Source organism: Microbacterium sp. KSW4-4, from assembly GCF_023091185.1.
GTDB lineage: Bacteria > Actinomycetota > Actinomycetes > Actinomycetales > Microbacteriaceae > Microbacterium > Microbacterium paraoxydans.
Genome location: NZ_JAHWXJ010000002.1, coordinates 568,671 through 587,229, shown reverse-complemented (window position 1 = coordinate 587,229; position 18,559 = coordinate 568,671). Strand labels below are relative to the sequence as shown.

Here is an 18,559-nt window from a genome sequence, read left to right as displayed (position 1 = left end):
TCACGAGGGGGATACATGAAGGGCATCATTCTGGCGGGCGGCTCGGGGACGCGGCTGCACCCCATCACGCTGGGGGTCTCGAAGCAGCTGATCCCGGTCTACGACAAGCCGATGGTGTACTACCCGCTGTCGACGCTGATGCTTGCCGGGATCCGCGAGATCCTGGTCATCACGACGCCACACGACGCCGCGCACTTCGAGCGGCTGCTCGGGGACGGCTCGCAGTTCGGCGTCTCCCTCTCGTTCGCTCAGCAGGAGTCGCCGGACGGCCTTGCACAGGCTTTCACGATCGGCGCGGACTTCATCGGGGACGACAGCGTCGCCCTCGTCCTGGGGGACAACCTCCTCTACGGGCCGGGCCTGGGCACGCAGCTCAAGCGCTTCGCCGACATCGACGGCGGCGCGGTCTTCGCCTACTGGGTGGCGGAGCCGGAGGCGTACGGGGTCGTGGCGTTCGACGCCGACGGCCAGGCCGTCTCCCTGGAGGAGAAGCCCACCGCGCCGCAGAGCAACTACGCGGTGCCCGGCCTGTACTTCTACGACAACGATGTCATCGAGATCGCCCGCAACCTCGCGCCGAGCGCCCGCGGGGAGTACGAGATCACGGACGTGAACCGGGCCTACCTCGAGCGCGGCAAGCTCCAGGTCGAGGTGCTTCCGCGCGGGACCGCGTGGCTGGACACCGGGACATTCGACCAGATGACCGACGCCGCCGACTATGTGCGCACGATGGAGCGACGCACGGGGATGAAGATCGGCGTGCCGGAGGAGGTCGCCTGGCGTCAGGGCTTCCTCGACGACGAGGCCCTGCGCACGCGCGCGGATGCCCTCGTCAAGTCGGGCTACGGAACCTATCTCCTCGGATTGCTCGAAAGGGGCGCTCGATGACCCGCCTGCTCGTGACCGGCGGCGCCGGCTTCATCGGATCGAACTTCGTCCACCACGTCGTCGCGCACACGGACGCACAGGTGACGGTGCTGGACAAGCTCACCTATGCCGGCAACCGCGCCTCGCTCGCGGGTCTGCCCGCCGACCGGGTCGAGCTCGTGGAGGGGGACATCGCCGACGCGGCGCTCGTCGACAGCCTGTTCGCCCGGACCGACGCCGTCGTCCACTACGCCGCCGAGTCCCACAACGACAACTCGCTGCACGACCCGCGGCCGTTCCTCGACACGAACATCATCGGCACCTACACGCTGTTGGAGGCCGCCCGCCGACACGATCGCCGGTTCCACCACATCTCCACCGACGAGGTCTACGGAGATCTGGAGCTGGACGACCCGGCACGGTTCACGGAGCAGACTCCGTACAACCCCTCGTCGCCGTACTCGTCCACGAAGGCCGGCAGCGACCTGCTGGTGCGCGCCTGGGTGCGCTCGTTCGGGGTGCAGGCGACGATCTCGAACTGCTCGAACAACTACGGCCCCTACCAGCACGTGGAGAAGTTCATCCCGCGCCAGATCACGAACGTGCTGCGCGGGATCCGGCCCAAGCTGTACGGCGCCGGGCAGAACGTGCGCGACTGGATCCACGCCGACGACCACTCCTCGGCCGTCCTCACGATCCTGGAGAAGGGCGAGATCGGCCAGACGTACCTGATCGGCGCCGACGGCGAGAAGGACAACAAGTCGGTCGTCGAGCTGATCCTCACGCAGATGGGCCAGCCCGCCGACGCCTACGACCATGTCACCGACCGCGCCGGTCACGACCTGCGCTACGCGATCGACTCCACGAAGCTGCGCACCGAGCTCGGCTGGGCGCCGCGATTCTCCGACTTCGAGTCGGGCCTGGCCTCGACCATCGAGTGGTATCGCGAGAACGAGGACTGGTGGGCGCCGGCCAAGGACGCCACGGAATCGTTCTACGCCGCCAGGGGGCAGTGATGACCGCGTTCGGCAAGGCGCTCACGATCACGGAGACGCCGATCCCCGGCCTGCTCCTCGTCGACCTCCCCGTGCACGGCGACACCCGCGGCTGGTTCAAGGAGAACTGGCAGCGCGAGAAGATGGTCGCCGCCGGTCTTCCGGACTTCGGCCCCGTGCAGAACAACATCTCGTTCAACGACGCGATCGGCACCACCCGCGGCATCCACGCCGAGCCGTGGGACAAGTGGGTCTCCGTCGCCACCGGCCGGATCTTCGGCGCCTGGGTCGACCTGCGGGCGGGCGAGACCTTCGGGAGCGTCTTCACGACGGAGATCGACCCGTCGCGCGCCATCCTCGTGCCGCGCGGCGTCGGCAACTCGTACCAGACGCTCGAAGCGGACACCGCCTACACCTACCTGGTGAACGACCATTGGTCGCCCGACGCGGCGTACTCCTTCCTGAACCTGGCCGACGAGACGGCGGCCATCGCGTGGCCGATCCCCCTCGACCGGGTCGAGATCTCTCCGAAGGACCGGGCGCATCCACGGCTGGCCGAGGTGACCCCGATCGGCCCGCGGAAGATCCTCGTCGTCGGGGCATCCGGTCAGCTCGGCCTGGCGCTGCGCAGGTCCTTCGGCGATGCGGAGCACGTCGAGTACACGACCCGCGAGACGCTGGACCTCCGCGACCCCGGGCTGACCGGCGCACGGCGCTGGCGCGACTACGGAGCGATCATCAATGCGGCCGCTTACACGGCCGTCGACCGCGCCGAGACGGAGGGGGGCCGTGCGGAAGCCTGGGCGGCGAACGTCACCGGCGTGTCCGCGCTCGCCCGGGTCGCGACCGAGAACGGCCTCACGCTCGTGCACGTGTCCAGCGACTACGTGTTCGACGGCACGAAGGACGAGCCGTACACGGAGACGGACGGGGTGCGCCCGCTGGGTGTGTACGGCCAGACGAAGGCCGCTGGAGACGCGATCGTGGCGACCGTGCCCCGCCACTACATCCTGCGCACCTCCTGGGTGATCGGCGACGGTCACAACTTCGTGCGCACGATGGCCTCGCTGGCCGGGCGGGGCGTCGCCCCGCGTGTGGTGGGCGACCAGATCGGACGACTCACCTTCACGACCGACCTCGCGGAGGCCATCCGGCATCTGCTCGACGTGTCGGCGCCGTTCGGGCTCTACAACGTGACCGGGGGCGGCGAACCGCACTCCTGGGCCGACATCGCACGCGCGGTCTACCGGCTGACCGGGCACGACCCGGCCGCGGTCACCTCGGTGACGACGGAGGAGTACTTCGCCGACCAGGCCGGACCGATCGCGCCGCGTCCGCGCAACAGCGTTCTGGACCTCGCCCGGATCACGGCCACCGGCTGGACGCCGCGGGACGCGGATGCGGCCCTCGCCGACTACCTGTCCGCGGACGCCTAGAGCTCGCCCGGCTTCATCGCCTCCGCGTCGATGGCGCGGATGATGCGCAGGGTCGCGGTGTCCGGCTCCGGCTCACCCGCGGCCTGCCGCTCCTCCCGACGCCGACGGGGCGCGTACACGACGAGCGAGTGGAACAGGAACCGGGCGAAGAAGGCCACGACGAGGGAGAGGGCCGTCGCGAGCACGCTGGAGATGTGCCACGTCTCGACCATGAGCGCCATCACCGGGATGCGCAGCGCCGCCTCGACGTTGTTGAACGTGAACGAGGCCGCGAAGCGCACGGCGGCGCTACGGGCATCGGTGCGCATGTCGGCGAAGACGAAACGCTCCTGCAGCAGGAAGTTGCCGATGATCGTGACCTCGGCGCCGATGATCGCCGCCCACACGTAGGGCACGCCCGCGGCGGTCAGCGCCCACATGATCGCGAGGTTCGCTATGGCCCCGAGGACGCCGATCGCGGCGAACAACGACATCTTGCCGAAGCGCAGCCGCGCCAGGTGGGCGATGAACGTGGCCCCCTGCCGGAGGCTCGCCTTCGAGGTGCCGTGTCGGCGCTCGGCGAACTCCATCGGGACCTCCGCGATCCGCAGATCCGTCCGCGCGAGGATCTCCAGGAGGATCTTGAACCCTTGCGGCCGGAGGGCGGCCAGGTCGAGCCGGCGCCGGTCGACGAGGAAGAACCCGGTCATCGGATCGGTGCTCCGGGCGAGCCGTCGGGGGAACATCGCGCGGGTCAGCCAGGTGGCGGCGCGGGACACCCCGAAGCGCATGGCCGTGCCGAGGCCGCTGGTGTCGCCGCCGCCGATGTAGCGGGAGGCGCCGACGACGTCCGCGTCCCCCGCCGCATAGCGGTCGAGCAGGGCCGGCAGGAGCTCGGGCGGATGCTGGAGGTCGCCGTCCATCACGATGCAGACATCGGCGTCCGCGGCTCCCAGGCCGACGACGACCGCCCCGCCGAGGCCTCCGACGTTGTCCGAGCGATGGATCACCCGCACCGGGATCGGGGCGTCGACCGCGACGCGCTCCACCTCGGCCGTGGTGTCGTCGCTGCTGTCGTCGACGAAGAGGATCTCGGCGTCCCTTCCCGCCAACGCCGCGGCCGTGCGCTCCACGAGCTCGGCGACGTTGTCGCGCTCGTTGTAGGTCGGCACGATGACCGTGACCCCTGCCCCCAACGTGGTCCCCTTCGTCGTTCCGCAGCCCCATCGGCTCCGACATCCATCGTTCCATGGGTTCCTATGGGCTGCAGGACACGTTCCTGCTAGAGTGTCGTCTGCGGCTGTGGGAGTCGCGCCGAACGGGTGGGGATCCGTTCGACTGGGGAATGATCGATCTGGGGAGATCATGGGGACGCGTATCGGCTATGCCGTCGGAGCTTTCGACCTGTTTCACGTCGGGCACCTCAATCTGCTGCGACACGCCAAACAGCACTGCGACATCCTGATCGCCGGTGTCGTGAGCGACGAGATGCTGCGTCAGGTCAAGGGGATCGAGCCGGTCATCCCGACCGCCGAGCGTGCCGAGATCGTCCGGCACATCTCCTTCGTCGACGACGTGTACGTCGAGACGACGCCGTCGAAGATGGACTCGTGGCGCGACGTGCGCTTCACGCACTTCTTCAAGGGCGACGACTGGCGCGGCACCGAGAAGGGCCTGCGGCTGGAGAGCGAGTTCGCGGAGGTGGGTGTCGAGGTCGTCTACTTCCCGTACACCGCGCACACGTCGAGCTCGGCGCTCCGCCGCGCGCTCGACGCGATCACCGCCAACGCCACGGCATCCGCCGTCGGCGCGACGCGCTGAGCCGGGACTCAGTTCGCGACGCCGAGGAGGCTGCGCGCCATCCGCGCCACGTGCGGCGGAGTGTGCGGGCCGAGCCACACCGTCCAGTGCTCCGGGGGCTCGCTGCACGTCCACTCCAGGCACCACGCATAGACGGCGTTCGCCAACCGCTCGCCCCGCGTGTGAGCGTGCGCGCCCTCCGCGCGAACCAGCCAGCGGACCGACACCCCCTGCGGCACGTCGATGTGGCGGAATTGGATGCGGGCGGCGGCCTCGATGAGGATGACGCCCTGCGCATCCCACGGGAGCCGGGACGCGACGCGAGCGATGGCTCCGACGTCGGCCGCATCCCCGGCGATGAGCACCGCTCCTTCCATCGCTTCCCAGTCCGGATCCTCCAGGTGCTCACACGCGCTGCTCATGCATCCACTATAGGTAAGGCTATCCTTACCTTCAAGGGTGGCTAGTCCTCTTCCATAGCACCGTCAACGCCGTTGCCCGCGTCGCAGCTGTACGCCACCCTGAGCCCGTGAGCAGTGACAGGATTCGACGGACATCCGCCGGACGACGCCTGATCGGCGCCCTGGCCGGCCTCCTCGTGGCCACAGCCCTCGGCGGATGCGGGATGACGGTCCCCGCGGACCCGGACGGCACCCTGGACCGGGTCACGGGCGGAGAGCTGCGGGTCGGCACCTCGCCCGAGCCCGGCCTCGTCGAGATCGACCGCGGCGAGCCGCGCGGGCCGGTCGTGGATCTCGTCGACGACTTCGCCGCGAGCATCGACGCGGACGTCACCTGGACGGTCGCGACCGAGGAGAGCCTGGTGGGCATGCTGGAGACGGCCGACCTCGACCTCGTGGCCGGCGGACTGACGCCGGACACCCCGTGGATCGACAAGGCCGGCGTGACCCGCGGCTATCCGGGGATCGAGGGCGCGGGCGATCGGGAACTCGTCATGCTCGTCCCCCTCGGAGAGAATGCCTTCCTCTCGGCCCTCGAGGCCTCTCTCGACGAGGAGGTCGCTCGATGACCGGGACGAAGCAGTTCGGGCGCACCGAGCTCCCCGACGAACAGCAGCGGGCCACGCGCAAGGCCGTGCGCTGGGAGATCTTCACGATCGTCTACACCTCGATCACGATCACCGTGATCGCCCTCGTCGTGGGCGAGTCCCAGGCGATGCGCACGGCGTGGATCGAGGACATGCTGTCGCTCATCCCGCAGTTCGCCTTCCTCCTCGCGCTCCTGTTCGTGCGGCGACGCCCGACCCGGAAGCACCCCTACGGCCTGCACCGGGCGATGGGCGTCGGCCACCTCGTCGCCGGTGTCGCGCTCCTCGCGGTCGGCCTGAACCTCGCCGCCGAGGCCGTGGCCGGGCTCATCCGCGGGGAGCATCCGACCATCGGCACCGTGCAGGTTTTCGGCCAGACGATCTGGCTCGGCTGGCTGATGGTCGCCGTCATGGCCGTCGTGATCGTCGGGCCGGTGTTCTTCTACGGTCCGGCCAAGGCCAAGCTCGCCCCCGTCCTGCACAACAAGCTGCTCTACGCCGACGCCGACATGGCGAAGGCGGACTGGCAGACGACGGTCGCCTCCATCGTCGGCGTGCTGGGCGTGGGCGCCGGCGTCTGGTGGCTCGACGGTGCCGCGGCGCTCTTCATCTCGCTCGGCATCATCTGGGACGGCTTCCGCAACACGAAGACGGCGATCGTCGACCTCATGGACCAGCGGGCCCGCACCTTCGACAGCGCGGAGCCGCATCCGCTGGCCCGCGATGTCGTCTCGTACCTGCGCAGCCGCCCCTGGGTGGATCAGGCTGCCGTGCGCATGCGGGATCAGGGCCAGGTGTTCCACATCGAGGCGTTCGTGGTGCCGCATCATCGTGGCGTCCGTACGGCCGACCTGACCGCCGCGTCCGAGGGGATCGCCGACCTGGACTGGAAGGTGCAGGACGTGGTGATCGTCCCGGTCGAGAAGCTGCCGGACGAAGCGGACCCCGGTCGATGAGCAGCTCCGACGCGGCACTGTTCCCCGGCTTCACGACCACGCGGATCCCGACCGCCGAGGCGGACATCCTCGTGCGCCACGGCGGCTCGGGGCCGCCCATGGTGCTGCTGCACGGCCACCCCCGCACCTCGGCGACCTGGCATCGGGTGGCCCCGCTTCTCGTCGACCGCGGCTTCACGGTGATCTGCCCCGATCTGCGGGGCTACGGACGCTCCCGCGGCCCGGCGCCCACCGCCGATCATTCCGCCCATTCCAAACGCGCCGTCGCCCGAGACATCCGCACCGTCGCCGAGCGACTCGGCCATGAGCGCTTCCGCCTGGTCGGGCATGACCGCGGCAGCTACGTCGCGCTCCGACTCGCCCTCGATCACCCGGAGGCCGTCGAACAGGTCGCCCTGCTGGACTGCCTGCCGATCTCGGAGCACCTCCGTCGCTGCGACGCGACCTTCGCCGCGCACTGGTGGCACTGGTTCTTCTTCGCCCAGCCGGACGTCCCGGAGCGCGTCATCGGCGCGGACCCCGAGGCCTGGTACACCCCCAAGGCCGACCCGGCGACGATGGGCGCGGCCAACCATGCCGAGTTCCTGCGCGCGGTGCGCCAGCCGTCGGTCGTCCGGGCGATGCTCGAGGACTACCGCGCCGGCCTCACGATCGATCGCGCGCACGAGGAGGCGGATCGCGCCGCCGGGCGTCGGCTCCAAATGCCGACGCTCGTGCTGTGGTCCCGACGCGACGATCTCGAAGAGCTCTACGGCGACCCCCTCCGCATCTGGCGGGACTGGGCCGACGATGTGCGCGGCCACGGCATCGACAGCGGGCATCACATGGCGGAGGAGGCGCCGGAGGCCCTCGCCGCCGCCCTCACGGGCTTCTTCGGAGCCACCCGTCCCTCGCAGACGTAGGCTGGAGGCATGACCAACCCCGCCTCCGACACCATCACGATGTTCGGCGCCGACTGGTGCCGCGACTGCATCCGCACGAAGAAGCAGCTCGACGAGCTCGGCGTCGCGTACACGTATGTCGACCTGGTCGCCGACCCCGCCGCCGCGGACATCGCGAAGGACATCTCGGGCCGCACGAACATCCCCGTCGTGGTCTACCCCGACGCCTCGCACCACGTCGAGCCGTCGAACGCCGACGTGGAGTCGAAGCTGCGCGAGCTCTCGATCATCTGATTGTCCTCGCACTCGGCGGATCTCCGCGCGGACGCCTAAGCTGAAAGCCCGTTCGAAGGAGACGCCGATGACTTCTGCGCCCACGACCGCGCCCGCCACCCCCGCCCTCGGCGAGGGCGAGAAGGAACGGCTCGACGCCGCCGTCGCCGATCTGCAGACGGGGACCGCGGTGTGGACCGCGCTCACCGTGGCGCAGCGCGCGACGCTGCTCCGGCAGGTCCGCACGAGCGTCGCCGCGACCGCGGAGGACTGGGCGACGATCGCCGCCGCCTCCAAGGGCCTGGACGCGCGGCATCCGCTCCGCGGCGAGGAGTGGCTGAGCGGCCCGTACAGCGTCCTCGGAGCACTCGACGCCTCGATCGCCACGCTCACCCGCATCGCGAACGGCGCGAATCCGCTCGACGGCATCCGGGTCGACCGCGCACCAGGCGGCCGTGCGCGCGTGCATGCCTTCCCCCTCACCGGCATCGACCGGTTCCTGCTGTCCGGCTTCACCGGCGAGGTCTGGCTCGAACCGGGGACCACGCCGAACACCGCCCGCGCAACCGCCGGTCTGGCACAGCGCACGCCGACGGTGTCCGGGGGCGTCGGACTCGTGCTCGGCGCCGGGAACGTGACCTCCATCCCCGTGCTGGACGTGCTGTACGAACTGCTCGCCCACAACCGCACCGTCCTGCTGAAGGTGAACCCCACGCAGGATGCGCTGGTCCCCGTCTACAAGCGCGCGCTCGCCCCGCTCATCGAGCCGGGACTGCTGCGGATCGTGCGCGGGGGCCCGGCCGCCGGCGCCTACCTCACCCAGCACCCCGGCCTCGCCCACGTGCACATCACCGGCTCGGCGGCGACCTTCGACACCATCGTCTGGGGACCGTCGACCGGCGAGGGGGCCTCCGCGACGAAGCGCCGCCGCCGCGAGAACCGGCCGCTGCTGAAGAAGCCCATCACCGCGGAGCTCGGCGGAGTCTCCCCCATCATCGTCGTTCCGGGGAAGTGGACGGCCGCCGACCTCACGTATCAGGCCGAGCACATCGCGACCATGCGCCTGCAGAACAGCGGCCACAACTGCATCGCGGGGCAGGTCGTCATCCTCTCCGCGGACTGGGACCAGGCCGACGCCTTCCGCGCCGAACTGCGCCGCGCCTACGCCACCGCTCCGGAGCGCCCCATCTGGTATCCCGGTGCCCCCTCCCGCATGCAGACCGCCGCGGACGACTACCCGGACGCCCTCGTGCTCGGCGACCGGCTCCTCGTCGAGGTCGATGCCGACGACGACCCCTCAGCCCTGGAGAACACCGAGTACTTCGCGCCGGTCCTCGGCGTGGTGAGCCTGCCCGGCACGGGCCAGGAGTTCCTCGACGCCGCGGTCACCCACGCGAATGAGAAGCTGCAGGGCACACTCGGCGCCAACCTGCTCATCGACCCGGCGACCGAGAAGGCGCTCGGCAGCGGGTTCGAGCGCGCTCTCACCGCCCTGCACTACGGCTCGATCGCGATCAACGGCTGGACCGCCTTCGGGTTCATCACGCCGACGCTCACGTGGGGCGCGTTCCCCGGCGGCACGATCGATGACGTCGGCAGCGGCATCGGCGTCGTCCACAACGCCCTGCTCCTGGATCGGGTGGAGCGCTCCGTGCTGCGCGGCCCCTTCCGGCCGTTCCCGCGCTCGCTTCCCGTCGCGAACGGCGGCGGGAGGATGACGATCCTCCCGAAGCCGCCGTGGTTCGCCTCCTCCCACACCGGCGCCGCCGTGAGCGAGGGCCTCACCCGTCATCGCGCGGACGGCGGCACCGTCGGCCTCGTGAAGACACTGCTGCGCGCGCTCCGCGCCTGACGGGAACGCGTCAGCCCTCGAGGCGGAACCGATCGGTCGCGGCGCGGAGAGCCGCACGGATGCCGGGTTCAGCGGCGGAGTGCCCCGCGTCGTCGATCACCTGGAAGTCGGCTTCCGGCCAGGCACGGTGCAGGTCCCACGCCGTCATCATCGGCGTGACCACGTCATGGCGGCCCTGCACGATCACCGTCGGGATGTGCCGGATGGCGTCGATCCCCGCGAGCAACTGCCCCTCAGCCCACCAGCCGCGGTGCACGAAGAAGTGGTTCTCGATGCGTGCGAAAGCGACGGCCCGGCGGGGATCGGCCATCGCCGCGATCTGCTCCGGGTCGGGGCGCAGCGTGACGGTCGCCGCCTCCCACGCCGCCCACGCGAGGGCCGCCGGTTCATGGACCGCCGGGTCCGGGTCGAACAGCCGCCGGTGGTACGCCTCGATCATCCGGGAGCGCTCCAGGACCGGGATCGGCGCGATGAAGTCCTCCCACAGGTCCGGGAAGAGCGCCGCCGCCCCGCCCTCGTAGAACCACTCGAGCTCGGCGCGACGGAGCGTGAAGATCCCGCGCAGGATCAGCTCGGAGACCACGTCGGGGTGGGCCTGGGCGTAGGCGAGCGCGAGGGCGCTGCCCCAGGATCCGCCGAACACCTGCCACGCCTCGATGCCGAGATTCTTGCGCAGCAGCTCGAGGTCGGCGATGAGGTGCGCGGTGGCGATGTGCCGGAGATCGGCCTCCGGCTCCGCGGCGGACGGCGTGCTCCGACCGCATCCGCGCTGATCGAGGAGGACGATCCGGTAGACGTCGGGGTCGAAGAACTGGCGCTGCCACGGCGAGGTGCCGCTGCCGGGGCCGCCATGGAGGAACACGACGGGTTTACCCTCGGGGTTGCCGCTGATCTCCCAGGCCACGCGATGCCCGTCGCCGACGAGCAGCACTCCGGTCTCGTGCGGCTCGATGGGCGGATAGAGCCCCTCGGTGTTCGTCATGTTCGGTCCCCCAACCGGTCGTGCGGTCCTGCCGAGTCCACGTTATCTGATACCGGCGGGACCACCGGGCCTACGGGTCGAGCTGATCGGCGGGGAGGGTGAACACCTGCCCGCACGCATCGAGCCCGTTCTGGTATCCCTCCGCGAACCAGCGCTGACGCTGCTCGCTGGAGCCGTGGGTCCAGGTCTCCGGGTTCACCTGCCCGGACTGCTCCTGGATGTGATCGTCGCCAACGGTCGACGCCGCGTTCAGGGCGTCGCGGATCTGCTCCTCCGTCGGCTTCTCGAGGTACGGATCGCCGTCGGCGTCGGTCTGCTCGGTCGCGCGGCCGAGCCAGCCGCCGGCATAGCAGTCGGCCTGCAGCTCCATGCGCACGCCGTTGCTGCCGGGGCCCGTCCCGTTGTTCGGGTACTCCTCCATCGCCCCGAGGAGGTTCTGGATGTGGTGCCCCCACTCGTGCCCGACGATGTAGAGCTGCGCGAGGTTCCCGGCCGAGGCCCCGAACTGCTGCTGCATGAGCTGGAAGAACGTGGGGTCGATGTAGACGGTCTCCTCCGGCGGGCAGTAGAACGGGCCGACCGCGTTGGAGGCGGTACCGCACTGCGTGGAAGTGGCTCCGTCGACGACGATGAGCTGCGGAGGCCGGTACCGCTCCACGTTGTCCTCCCAGAAGGCGTCGAGCGCGACCTGCGCCCCCGCCATCCGGCAGTCGACGTTCGCGTTCGCGTCGGAGCCGCTGTCGCAGTTCTCGATGGCCGAACCGCCGGCGGGCTCGCTCCCGCCCCCGGGCGCGCCGCCGACGAGTCCGCTCAGGTCGATGCCCAGCAGGGGGCCGGCGATGAGGGCGAGGAGGGCGAGCACGCCCACGCCGGAGCCGCCCGCGATCGCCGCCGTGCGTCCGCGGCGGCGCGTGGTGTTGCGGGAGAGGTCGGCGTCGGGATTGAACGTCATGCGTCGAGGGTACTCCGCGCGCCGACACCGCGACGGACGTAGGCTCGTGACATGGCCACCACGATCACCATCACCGGCGCGGGCGGACAGATCGGCTACGCGCTCCTCTTCCGCATCGCCGCCGGCGACATGCTCGGTCCGGATGAGAAGGTGCGGCTGCGGCTGCTGGAGATCCCGCAGGGGCTCGGCGCAGCGGAGGGCGCGGCGCTGGAGCTCCAGGACGGCGCATTCGACCTGCTCGAGCACGTGGAGGTGACCGATGACGCCGCGGTCGGCTTCGACGGCTGCGACCTCGCCCTGCTCGTGGGCGCCCGCCCCCGCGGTCCCGGCATGGAGCGCGGCGACCTGCTGGCCGCGAACGGCGGTATCTTCGGGCCGCAGGGCGCCGCCATCGCCGCGAACGCCGCCCCCGGCGTCCGCGTGACCGTGGTGGGCAACCCCGCCAACACGAACGCCCTGATCGCCTCGGCGGCGGCCGACGGCGTGCCCGCCGACCGCTTCACCGCCCTCACGCGGCTGGACGAGAACCGCGCACGGGCTCAGCTCGCCCAGACGCTCGGCGCCCCCGTGCACACGGTGCGGCGGGTGCCCATCTGGGGCAACCACTCGGCCACGCAGTTCCCCGACGTGTCGCACGCGACCGTCGGCGGGAAGCCCGTGCAGGACGCGCTGGAACAGATCGTCGGCGACGTCCCGGCGTGGCTGGATCAGACGTTCATCCCCCGCGTGGCCAAGCGCGGCGCGGAGATCATCGAGGTCCGCGGGTCGTCCTCCGTCGCCTCCGCGGCGAGCGCGACGATCGACCATGTGCGCGACTGGGTCCGCGGGACCGAGGACTGGACATCCGCCGCCGTCGTCTCGCGCGGGGAGTACGGTGTCCCGGAGGGCCTCGTCTCGTCGTTCCCCGTGCAGTCCGTCGACGGCGAGTGGCACATCGTGGAGGGCCTGGAGATCAACGACTGGGCCCGCGCGCGCATCGACGCCTCGGTCGCGGAGCTCGTGGAGGAGCGGGACGCGGTCCGAGCCCTCGGACTGCTCTGATCCGGTCGCCGCGGGACACCTGGGCAGGGCAGAATAGAGGGCGGAGGTGCGGGATGAGCGACACGATTGACCCGGCGGGAACGACGCCGTCTCTCGACGATGCGCTGACGAGCCCGCTCCACCTCCCGCACGACGCAGCGAAGTGCCCGAAGTGCTTCACGGAGCTGCAGCAGAACCGCAACTTCTGGACCGCGCGTCCCGCGGGCTCCCGTCTGGTCGGCCTCGTCGTCGCCCGCGAGGGCATGCCGTCGGTCGTCGAGCAGCGCGCCGACCTCACCCGCTTCGGCGTGCCCATCGAGGGCTTCCGTCACCCGGCGCCGGACATCCTGGAGAGCTGGAACGACCGCCTCGCGCGGCTCATCTCGACGCTCCGGACCGGAGACGTGGTCGTGGTGGCGAACATCCGGGCCCTGGGGCTCGACGCCGAAGAGGGCGCGCGCACCGTTGCTGAACTCCGGCGCCACGGGATCATCGTGAAGGTCCTCGGCCACGAGGCGCGTCATCTCGCCGACGCCGCCGTCGCCCGCTGAGCCACCGGTATACAGCGTCCCCGTTCTCTTCACCGTCGTCCTCTCTCCTCGTTAGCCTGGATCCGGGGCGGGGGTCTCCGGGGGAAACAGTGCGCAACGGTCTTCACATCGACGTCAGAGGCATGCGCGGAGTGGCGCGCTCGCTCCATGACATCTCTCACGGCAAAGCACGTCTCGATGGCGGATTCGACCTCACGGAAGCGCTCAGCGACCTGGTCTCGTCCGGTGCGGAGATGTTCGTGTCTACGTGGTTCGAAGCGCATGGTGTCCTCATGCTCTCCAGTCGAGGCCTGGCGAGCGGAGTGGACGACACGGCGCAGGATTTTCTCGCCACGGAGCAGGCGCACGTCGATGCCGTGACGGCCTTCATCGAGGCGCTGGAAGTCCGGTAGTGCCGAACTGGACGAGGTTCGACCCTGGCGCCGGCGACCTGACCGCGTGCGACAGGGCGAAGCAGTGGACGGACTCGCAGGCGTCGGGCCTCGCGGACGCGAGATCGGCCGTGTCCGCCATTCTCCGCGACCTCGACGACATCTGGGCCGGGGAGAGCGCCGACGCGTTCCGCGCCCGCATCCTCGAGTTCCACGACCGTCTGGAGGCCTCCGAGGAGGCGATGCGGATCGCCGGCAAAGGGATCCTCGCCTACGCTGATACGGTGGCCGAGATCGCTCGCCGAGCCGCACCTCTGAAGCACCGACTCGAAGCTGCCGAGCACATCCTCAACGGTGTCCACAGCGAGACCCTCTTCGGCACAGACCCCGAGGGACTCGCGCGGCGGTTCGATGCCGAGCAGCAGGCGACGATCGATGCGCAGGATGCAGCCGACGAACTCGCCCGCCTCGCCGATGCCCGTGAGAAGGCGGACCAGGTCCTCGCCGCCCTGCTTGCCAGAACCGCGTCGGAAGCCTGGGGAGCTCTCGACTGCACCGCCAGCCCGTCTGGCAAAAGCCCGCGGGAGCTCGCCAACGGACGTGTAGGGGATCTGCTCAGTGACTTCCTCAGTGGCCGTGACGGTGCGAGCGGGGTCGTCCTCGGCCCAGACGATCCGTTTGTTGCAACCCTGATGCACAGCGACCACATCAACGGTGCCCGCACCGAGGTGGTTGATGCGCTCCGCAGTGGGAGATTAGTCGAGGGTGGGATACCCCTTTATTACGATCGGGTCATCAGCGACAACCCCTGGGTTCTCGTTCAGGACGGTTTCAACGTCTTCACGAGCGGGGTTCCCAGCTCCCTACTCGGAGGCCAAAACCTGCCCGAGTCCTTTCTCGGCTCATATGAGCTGGAGGTGCACGCCGGAGAGTCCCAGCCAGACGGAGGCGTGGCAGTCACGTACATCATTAACAACGACACGACCATCGACTCCGCAACGCGCATCCCCGGCACGGGTGGCGCGCACGTGCCCCTCGTGGAGGCCGCCATGACGTCGGCCTACGCTAGTCACGGAGAGTTCGCGCCCCAGCATCAGACCATCGTCTGGACCGAAACGGTGTACTCATGACTTTCATCCTCCGCGCCCGCTCAGCAATCGCGGCGGTTGCTCTTCCCCTTCTCACGATACTCACCCTCGCCAGCTGTGCCCCCGCCCCCGCCGTCACCTCTCCCATCGGCGTCTGGGAAGCGGTCGGCGACGACAACGGCACCCTCACAATCAACCGCGACGGCACATTCACGATGACCGATGCCTCCTTTGACCCCATCTGGCGCACTGATTCGGCCGATTTCCACGGACGAGGAACCTGGCAGACGTTCTCTGACGACCCACCGCTTGTCCTACGATTCGACGAAGCCACCAACGACGGCTTCGCCGTTGACCCCGCGGGACTGCAAGTCGACTTCACGTCGGGCACGATCCGGTTCGAGGACCCGGAACAAACCGTGAACATCGAATTCCGTCTCGCGAACTGACACCTCATGGCTCACCTCCGAGGCTCATTTCCGAATGCCGTATTGTCGCCCGTACTCGTCCTTGCCACCATGCTCGGTCTCGCCAGCTGCACCCCCGCCCCACATGTCACCTCTCCCGTCGGCGTGTGGGAAGCGGTTGGCGACGACAACGGCACCCTCACGATCAACCGCGACGGCACATTCACGATGAGCGACGCCTCCTTTAATCCCCTCCAGTACCGAGACACGCAAGACAACTTCCGCGGCTCCGGTGTCTGGGAAACCTTCTCCGACGACCCCCCGCTTGTTCTACGGTTCGACGAGGCCACGAACGACGGCTTCCCTGTCGACCCCGCAGACTTACAAGTCGATTTCACCTCCGGCTCGATCCGGTTCGAGGATCCGGAGCTGACGGCGAGCATCGAGTTCCGCCTCACGGGCTGACGCCCTGGCGACGATCCCTGAGGATCACACCGTCGAACCCTCGCGTGTACGGAAACGTCTTGCTAGAACTCCCCGGACCGCAGACGGGCCAGCGTGCCCGCGCCGATCTCGGCACGGGCGTCGGGACGGTTCGCGTAGAAGGTGACCAGCTCGGCCAGGAGCACAGGGTCGCTGGCGAGGTCGGCCGCCGCCCACGAGGACGGCTGCGCGGTCGCCGTCCGCAGCACCACGCGGTTGCCTTCCAGGCCGGCGCCGACGACCTCGTCCCATGCCACGGCCACGTTGTTGCGCGGGATCCGGAGTTGCAGCCCGTCGGGGCGCAGCGTCAGGCGATGGGCGGAGGGAGCCCGGAACCACGACCGGATGCCGGCGACCGTCATGATCAGCGCGACCACCGGGAGGAGGAGCAGGGTGAGGAGCGGCAGTCGGTCTGCGGGCACCGTGAAGATGCTCCATGCCCACGCCGCGAGGAGCAGGGCCCCCACGGGCGCGAGGGCGCGCAGCGGCCAGACGATTCCCGCGGCCCCGCCGAACGCGATCGCCGGACCGTCGACGACCGGCCGGACGACTCGGACCCGGGAGACGCGGGCGTGCGCCACCATCAGCCAGACGCCCACGGCGACGGCCGCGAGCACACCGATCCCCAGAGCCTTCATCGCCGGAGCCGGATCGGCGAACAGGATCAGGCTGAACAGCAGGACCACGATGGCGAACACGACGCCGAACACGGTGAGTGCCGTGGTCGCCCGCTGCTGCCCCTGCCACCCCGGATGACCTGGCACCCAGATCGTCTCCGGAGACGTCGACTGCTGCTGCCCTGTCACCCGAACAGTCCCTTCCACGCCTTGCCGATGTTGTGCCCCGCGTCGCCCACGAAGTCGGTCGTGTTCTCCCAGGCGTCCTCCGCGAAGTCCGTCGTGGCGTCCCACGCATCCGCCATGCCGGCGTCGATCGACTCCCGGACGTCCTGCGGGACCCAGTTCTCGTAGGCCCACACCGCACCGGCACCGACCGCCACCGCGGCCCCGCCCACGACGACCGCCGTGCCCCACACGGGGAGCGTGACGACACCGGCCGCTGCGAGCGCGGCGACACCGGCAGCCGCAGCGGCGCCACCCGCCGCACCGCCGATGATCTCCACCGCGGTGGACGACGGGTCGTCGCCCGACGACATCGCCGAGCCCAGATTCCAGGCGTCGACGCCCCAGCCGATGAACGGCACCGCCCGACTCGCGCGAGAGAGTCCGCGGGCCATATCCTCGGCCTCGTCCGCCGCCCACCGCATGCCGGTGGGGTTGGCGGCCTCGGCAGCGGCCTTGACGGCGGGATTGCCGGAGCGCAGCTCGCGAACGAAGTCCGATGCTCCGAGACGCAGATCCTCCGCGTGGGAGGTGAGCTCGGCCGCCGTCTCCGCCCACGCCAGGCCCTGGCCCTCGAGGTAGATCTTCGGGACCTCGCCGCTCGCCTCCCGCAGACCGGACAGGATCTTGTCCGCCGTGGACTGGCTCGGCATGGTCCCGAGGAATCCGTCGAGGTTCTCGCTGATCCAGACCTCGAGCTCGCCCCACCAGGAGCCGACGTCGGCGGCGATCTCGTTGTACAGCTCGATGCGGTCGAGGTGTTCCTGCCACTCGTCCCAGTAGGGGTCGTCCCGCGAGGTGGGGCACACCGGGATCAGGGACACCGGCCGGCCGATGATCATGCCGTTGACCGGGAGCCCCGCCGCCCTCGCATTGTCGCGGTGCGTCGCGAAGTCCTCCTTCATGCGCCGCAGCTGCCCGGCGTACGACCGGAGCTTCTCGGCGGCGTCACGGGCGAGGTCCTTGATCTCCTTCGCGGCGTCGGTCGTGCGCGAGAGGATCGTGACGTAGTCGTCCGCCGACTCGCCGTACCAGTGCCCGCGCACCCCGGTCGGGATGAAGGTCGTGACGTTGGAGGAGACGTCTGCGGCGTCCTTCAGGTCGGGGTCGAGCCAGTCCGCGGCCGCCTGCACCTGGTCGGCGTCGCCGTACGTGGTCGTGTCGATCGTCATCAGAGGTCCTCGACGATGGCCGCGACCGGGTCGAGCTGGTCGATCACGTCCTGCTCGTTCGTCTCCGCGTCGTCGGCGATGGCGCGGACGATCTCTCCGAGGGTGCCGTTGATCCGGTAGAGGGCGTCGACGCCCTCCCCCACCCGCTGCATGATCGCGGCGACCGTGTCGGAGGCGAGTCCGCCGTCGACGGCCGTCGGAATGCCGGAGAGCTTCGTCTCGATGAGCTCGACCGCCTCCTCGTGCATGTCCGCGTGGACGGCCATTACCTCCGGGTCCATCGAGATGCGGCTCATGCGATGGCTCCGTTCCGGCGGTAGGACGCGGGCACGTCGAGGTCGAAGATCACGACATCGTAGGGCTGCGCCTCCTTGATCTGACCGAGGTCCTCGGTGCGCACCAGCACCCAGGGCTGCCGCTCGCCGGCGAGCTCCAGCAGCCGGTCGAGGGCGGTGTAGGCGAGCAGTGCACGCCGCCCGTCCTTCAACTCCCTGATCTCGACGAGCTGCTCCTCGGGCGTCGACGTCACGCCTAGGGGCAGGTACAGCACGGGTGGGACCATCGGCGCTGCGGCCGGCGTCGGTTCGAAGGTCATCTCGGTCTC

The 18,559-nt window shown here is 69.9% G+C and carries 23 protein-coding genes; 15 read left to right on the top strand and 8 right to left on the bottom strand.

Annotation, left to right across the window (positions count from 1 at the left end; all coding sequences use genetic code 11):
* Nucleotides 1–15: 15 nt before the first annotated feature.
* From rfbA to KZC57_RS12340, 3 genes are read left to right on the top strand one after another with little or no spacing between them, the layout of a single operon-like run.
* A complete protein-coding gene (gene rfbA / locus KZC57_RS12350) occupies nucleotides 16–888 on the top strand; it encodes a glucose-1-phosphate thymidylyltransferase RfbA (protein ID WP_060922257.1) in 873 nt (290 codons plus the stop codon).
* Nucleotides 885–1,883, top strand: coding sequence for a dTDP-glucose 4,6-dehydratase (rfbB, locus tag KZC57_RS12345; RefSeq protein ID WP_060922256.1), 999 nt, complete (start codon nucleotides 885–887; stop codon nucleotides 1,881–1,883). Before rfbA ends, rfbB begins: the two co-directional genes overlap by 4 nt.
* Nucleotides 1,883–3,298, top strand: a complete 1,416-nt coding sequence (locus KZC57_RS12340; RefSeq protein ID WP_247641880.1) for a bifunctional dTDP-4-dehydrorhamnose 3,5-epimerase family protein/NAD(P)-dependent oxidoreductase — start codon at nucleotides 1,883–1,885, stop codon at nucleotides 3,296–3,298. The genes rfbB and KZC57_RS12340 overlap by 1 nt, the downstream gene beginning before the upstream one ends.
* Here the strand turns inward: KZC57_RS12340 and KZC57_RS12335 are convergent.
* Nucleotides 3,295–4,473 carry a glycosyltransferase gene (locus KZC57_RS12335; RefSeq protein ID WP_217584086.1) on the bottom strand — a complete coding sequence of 393 codons (1,179 nt, stop codon included), beginning with the start codon at nucleotides 4,471–4,473 and terminating at the stop codon, nucleotides 3,295–3,297. The genes KZC57_RS12340 and KZC57_RS12335 overlap by 4 nt on opposite strands.
* A 169-nt stretch (nucleotides 4,474–4,642) precedes the next feature.
* Between KZC57_RS12335 and KZC57_RS12330 the strand changes: the two genes are divergently transcribed.
* Nucleotides 4,643–5,098, top strand: coding sequence for an adenylyltransferase/cytidyltransferase family protein (locus KZC57_RS12330; RefSeq protein ID WP_060922253.1), 456 nt, complete (start codon nucleotides 4,643–4,645; stop codon nucleotides 5,096–5,098).
* 8 nt (nucleotides 5,099–5,106) lie between these two features.
* On the opposite strand, the gene KZC57_RS12325 is transcribed toward KZC57_RS12330, so the two are convergent.
* Nucleotides 5,107–5,499 carry an SIP domain-containing protein gene (locus KZC57_RS12325; RefSeq protein WP_060922252.1) on the bottom strand — a complete coding sequence of 131 codons (393 nt, stop codon included), beginning with the start codon at nucleotides 5,497–5,499 and terminating at the stop codon, nucleotides 5,107–5,109.
* Nucleotides 5,500–5,606: 107 nt separating this feature from the next.
* On the opposite strand from KZC57_RS12325, the gene KZC57_RS12320 reads away from it, so the two are divergent.
* The 5 genes from KZC57_RS12320 to KZC57_RS12300 all read left to right on the top strand — a co-directional run bounded on the left by KZC57_RS12320 (nucleotide 5,607) and on the right by KZC57_RS12300 (nucleotide 10,087).
* Nucleotides 5,607–6,107 carry a hypothetical protein gene (locus KZC57_RS12320; protein ID WP_247641879.1) on the top strand — a complete coding sequence of 167 codons (501 nt, stop codon included), beginning with the start codon at nucleotides 5,607–5,609 and terminating at the stop codon, nucleotides 6,105–6,107.
* Complete coding sequence (locus KZC57_RS12315) at nucleotides 6,104–7,081, top strand: cation transporter (RefSeq protein ID WP_060922251.1); 978 nt, start codon at nucleotides 6,104–6,106, stop codon at nucleotides 7,079–7,081. Before KZC57_RS12320 ends, KZC57_RS12315 begins: the two co-directional genes overlap by 4 nt.
* Complete coding sequence (locus tag KZC57_RS12310; RefSeq protein WP_217584088.1) at nucleotides 7,078–7,983, top strand: alpha/beta fold hydrolase; 906 nt, start codon at nucleotides 7,078–7,080, stop codon at nucleotides 7,981–7,983. Before KZC57_RS12315 ends, KZC57_RS12310 begins: the two co-directional genes overlap by 4 nt.
* A gap of 9 nt (nucleotides 7,984–7,992) precedes the next feature.
* Nucleotides 7,993–8,256, top strand: a complete 264-nt coding sequence (locus KZC57_RS12305) for a glutaredoxin domain-containing protein (protein WP_025104627.1) — start codon at nucleotides 7,993–7,995, stop codon at nucleotides 8,254–8,256.
* Between the two features lie 67 nt (nucleotides 8,257–8,323).
* Nucleotides 8,324–10,087, top strand: coding sequence for an aldehyde dehydrogenase family protein (locus tag KZC57_RS12300; protein WP_247641878.1), 1,764 nt, complete (start codon nucleotides 8,324–8,326; stop codon nucleotides 10,085–10,087).
* A 10-nt stretch (nucleotides 10,088–10,097) separates the two neighbouring features.
* Here KZC57_RS12300 and pip read toward each other — a convergent pair whose 3' ends face one another.
* Together pip and KZC57_RS12290 are read right to left on the bottom strand one after the other, a co-directional pair.
* Nucleotides 10,098–11,069: a prolyl aminopeptidase gene (pip, locus tag KZC57_RS12295; protein WP_247641877.1), complete on the bottom strand. Its 972-nt coding sequence runs from the start codon at nucleotides 11,067–11,069 to the stop codon at nucleotides 10,098–10,100.
* 70 nt (nucleotides 11,070–11,139) lie between these two features.
* Nucleotides 11,140–12,021 carry a neutral zinc metallopeptidase gene (locus KZC57_RS12290; protein ID WP_247641876.1) on the bottom strand — a complete coding sequence of 294 codons (882 nt, stop codon included), beginning with the start codon at nucleotides 12,019–12,021 and terminating at the stop codon, nucleotides 11,140–11,142.
* A 51-nt stretch (nucleotides 12,022–12,072) separates the two neighbouring features.
* Here KZC57_RS12290 and KZC57_RS12285 point away from each other — a divergent pair, with 51 nt between their 5' ends.
* The 6 genes from KZC57_RS12285 (at nucleotide 12,073) to KZC57_RS12260 (ending at nucleotide 15,923) form a co-directional block, all read left to right on the top strand.
* A complete protein-coding gene (locus KZC57_RS12285; protein WP_247641875.1) occupies nucleotides 12,073–13,062 on the top strand; it encodes a malate dehydrogenase in 990 nt (329 codons plus the stop codon).
* A gap of 53 nt (nucleotides 13,063–13,115) precedes the next feature.
* Nucleotides 13,116–13,592, top strand: a complete 477-nt coding sequence (locus KZC57_RS12280; protein WP_060922246.1) for a dehydrogenase — start codon at nucleotides 13,116–13,118, stop codon at nucleotides 13,590–13,592.
* A gap of 131 nt (nucleotides 13,593–13,723) precedes the next feature.
* The gene (locus KZC57_RS12275; protein ID WP_144880601.1) at nucleotides 13,724–13,984 is read left to right on the top strand and encodes a hypothetical protein; all 261 of its coding nucleotides are present in this window, start codon (nucleotides 13,724–13,726) and stop codon (nucleotides 13,982–13,984) included.
* A complete protein-coding gene (locus tag KZC57_RS12270) occupies nucleotides 13,984–15,093 on the top strand; it encodes a WXG100 family type VII secretion target (protein WP_247641874.1) in 1,110 nt (369 codons plus the stop codon). The genes KZC57_RS12275 and KZC57_RS12270 overlap by 1 nt, the downstream gene beginning before the upstream one ends.
* A complete protein-coding gene (locus tag KZC57_RS12265) occupies nucleotides 15,090–15,500 on the top strand; it encodes a hypothetical protein (protein WP_060922243.1) in 411 nt (136 codons plus the stop codon). The genes KZC57_RS12270 and KZC57_RS12265 overlap by 4 nt, the downstream gene beginning before the upstream one ends.
* A 69-nt stretch (nucleotides 15,501–15,569) precedes the next feature.
* On the top strand, nucleotides 15,570–15,923 hold the full coding sequence (locus KZC57_RS12260; RefSeq protein ID WP_144880599.1) for a copper resistance protein NlpE: 354 nt from the start codon (nucleotides 15,570–15,572) through the stop codon (nucleotides 15,921–15,923).
* Nucleotides 15,924–15,985: 62 nt separating this feature from the next.
* On the opposite strand, the gene KZC57_RS12255 is transcribed toward KZC57_RS12260, so the two are convergent.
* Genes KZC57_RS12255 through KZC57_RS12240 form a run of 4 tightly spaced genes read right to left on the bottom strand, consistent with a single transcriptional unit; the run spans nucleotide 15,986 to nucleotide 18,550 of the window.
* Nucleotides 15,986–16,747 (bottom strand): hypothetical protein, encoded by a 762-nt coding sequence (locus KZC57_RS12255; protein ID WP_060922241.1) that lies wholly within the window; start codon nucleotides 16,745–16,747, stop codon nucleotides 15,986–15,988.
* On the bottom strand, nucleotides 16,744–17,955 hold the full coding sequence (locus KZC57_RS12250; RefSeq protein ID WP_186326286.1) for a hypothetical protein: 1,212 nt from the start codon (nucleotides 17,953–17,955) through the stop codon (nucleotides 16,744–16,746). The genes KZC57_RS12255 and KZC57_RS12250 overlap by 4 nt, the downstream gene beginning before the upstream one ends.
* Nucleotides 17,955–18,251: a hypothetical protein gene (locus tag KZC57_RS12245; protein ID WP_105949206.1), complete on the bottom strand. Its 297-nt coding sequence runs from the start codon at nucleotides 18,249–18,251 to the stop codon at nucleotides 17,955–17,957. The genes KZC57_RS12250 and KZC57_RS12245 overlap by 1 nt, the downstream gene beginning before the upstream one ends.
* The gene (locus KZC57_RS12240; protein WP_060922239.1) at nucleotides 18,248–18,550 is read right to left on the bottom strand and encodes an SAV_915 family protein; all 303 of its coding nucleotides are present in this window, start codon (nucleotides 18,548–18,550) and stop codon (nucleotides 18,248–18,250) included. The genes KZC57_RS12245 and KZC57_RS12240 overlap by 4 nt, the downstream gene beginning before the upstream one ends.
* Nucleotides 18,551–18,559: the final 9 nt, after the last annotated feature.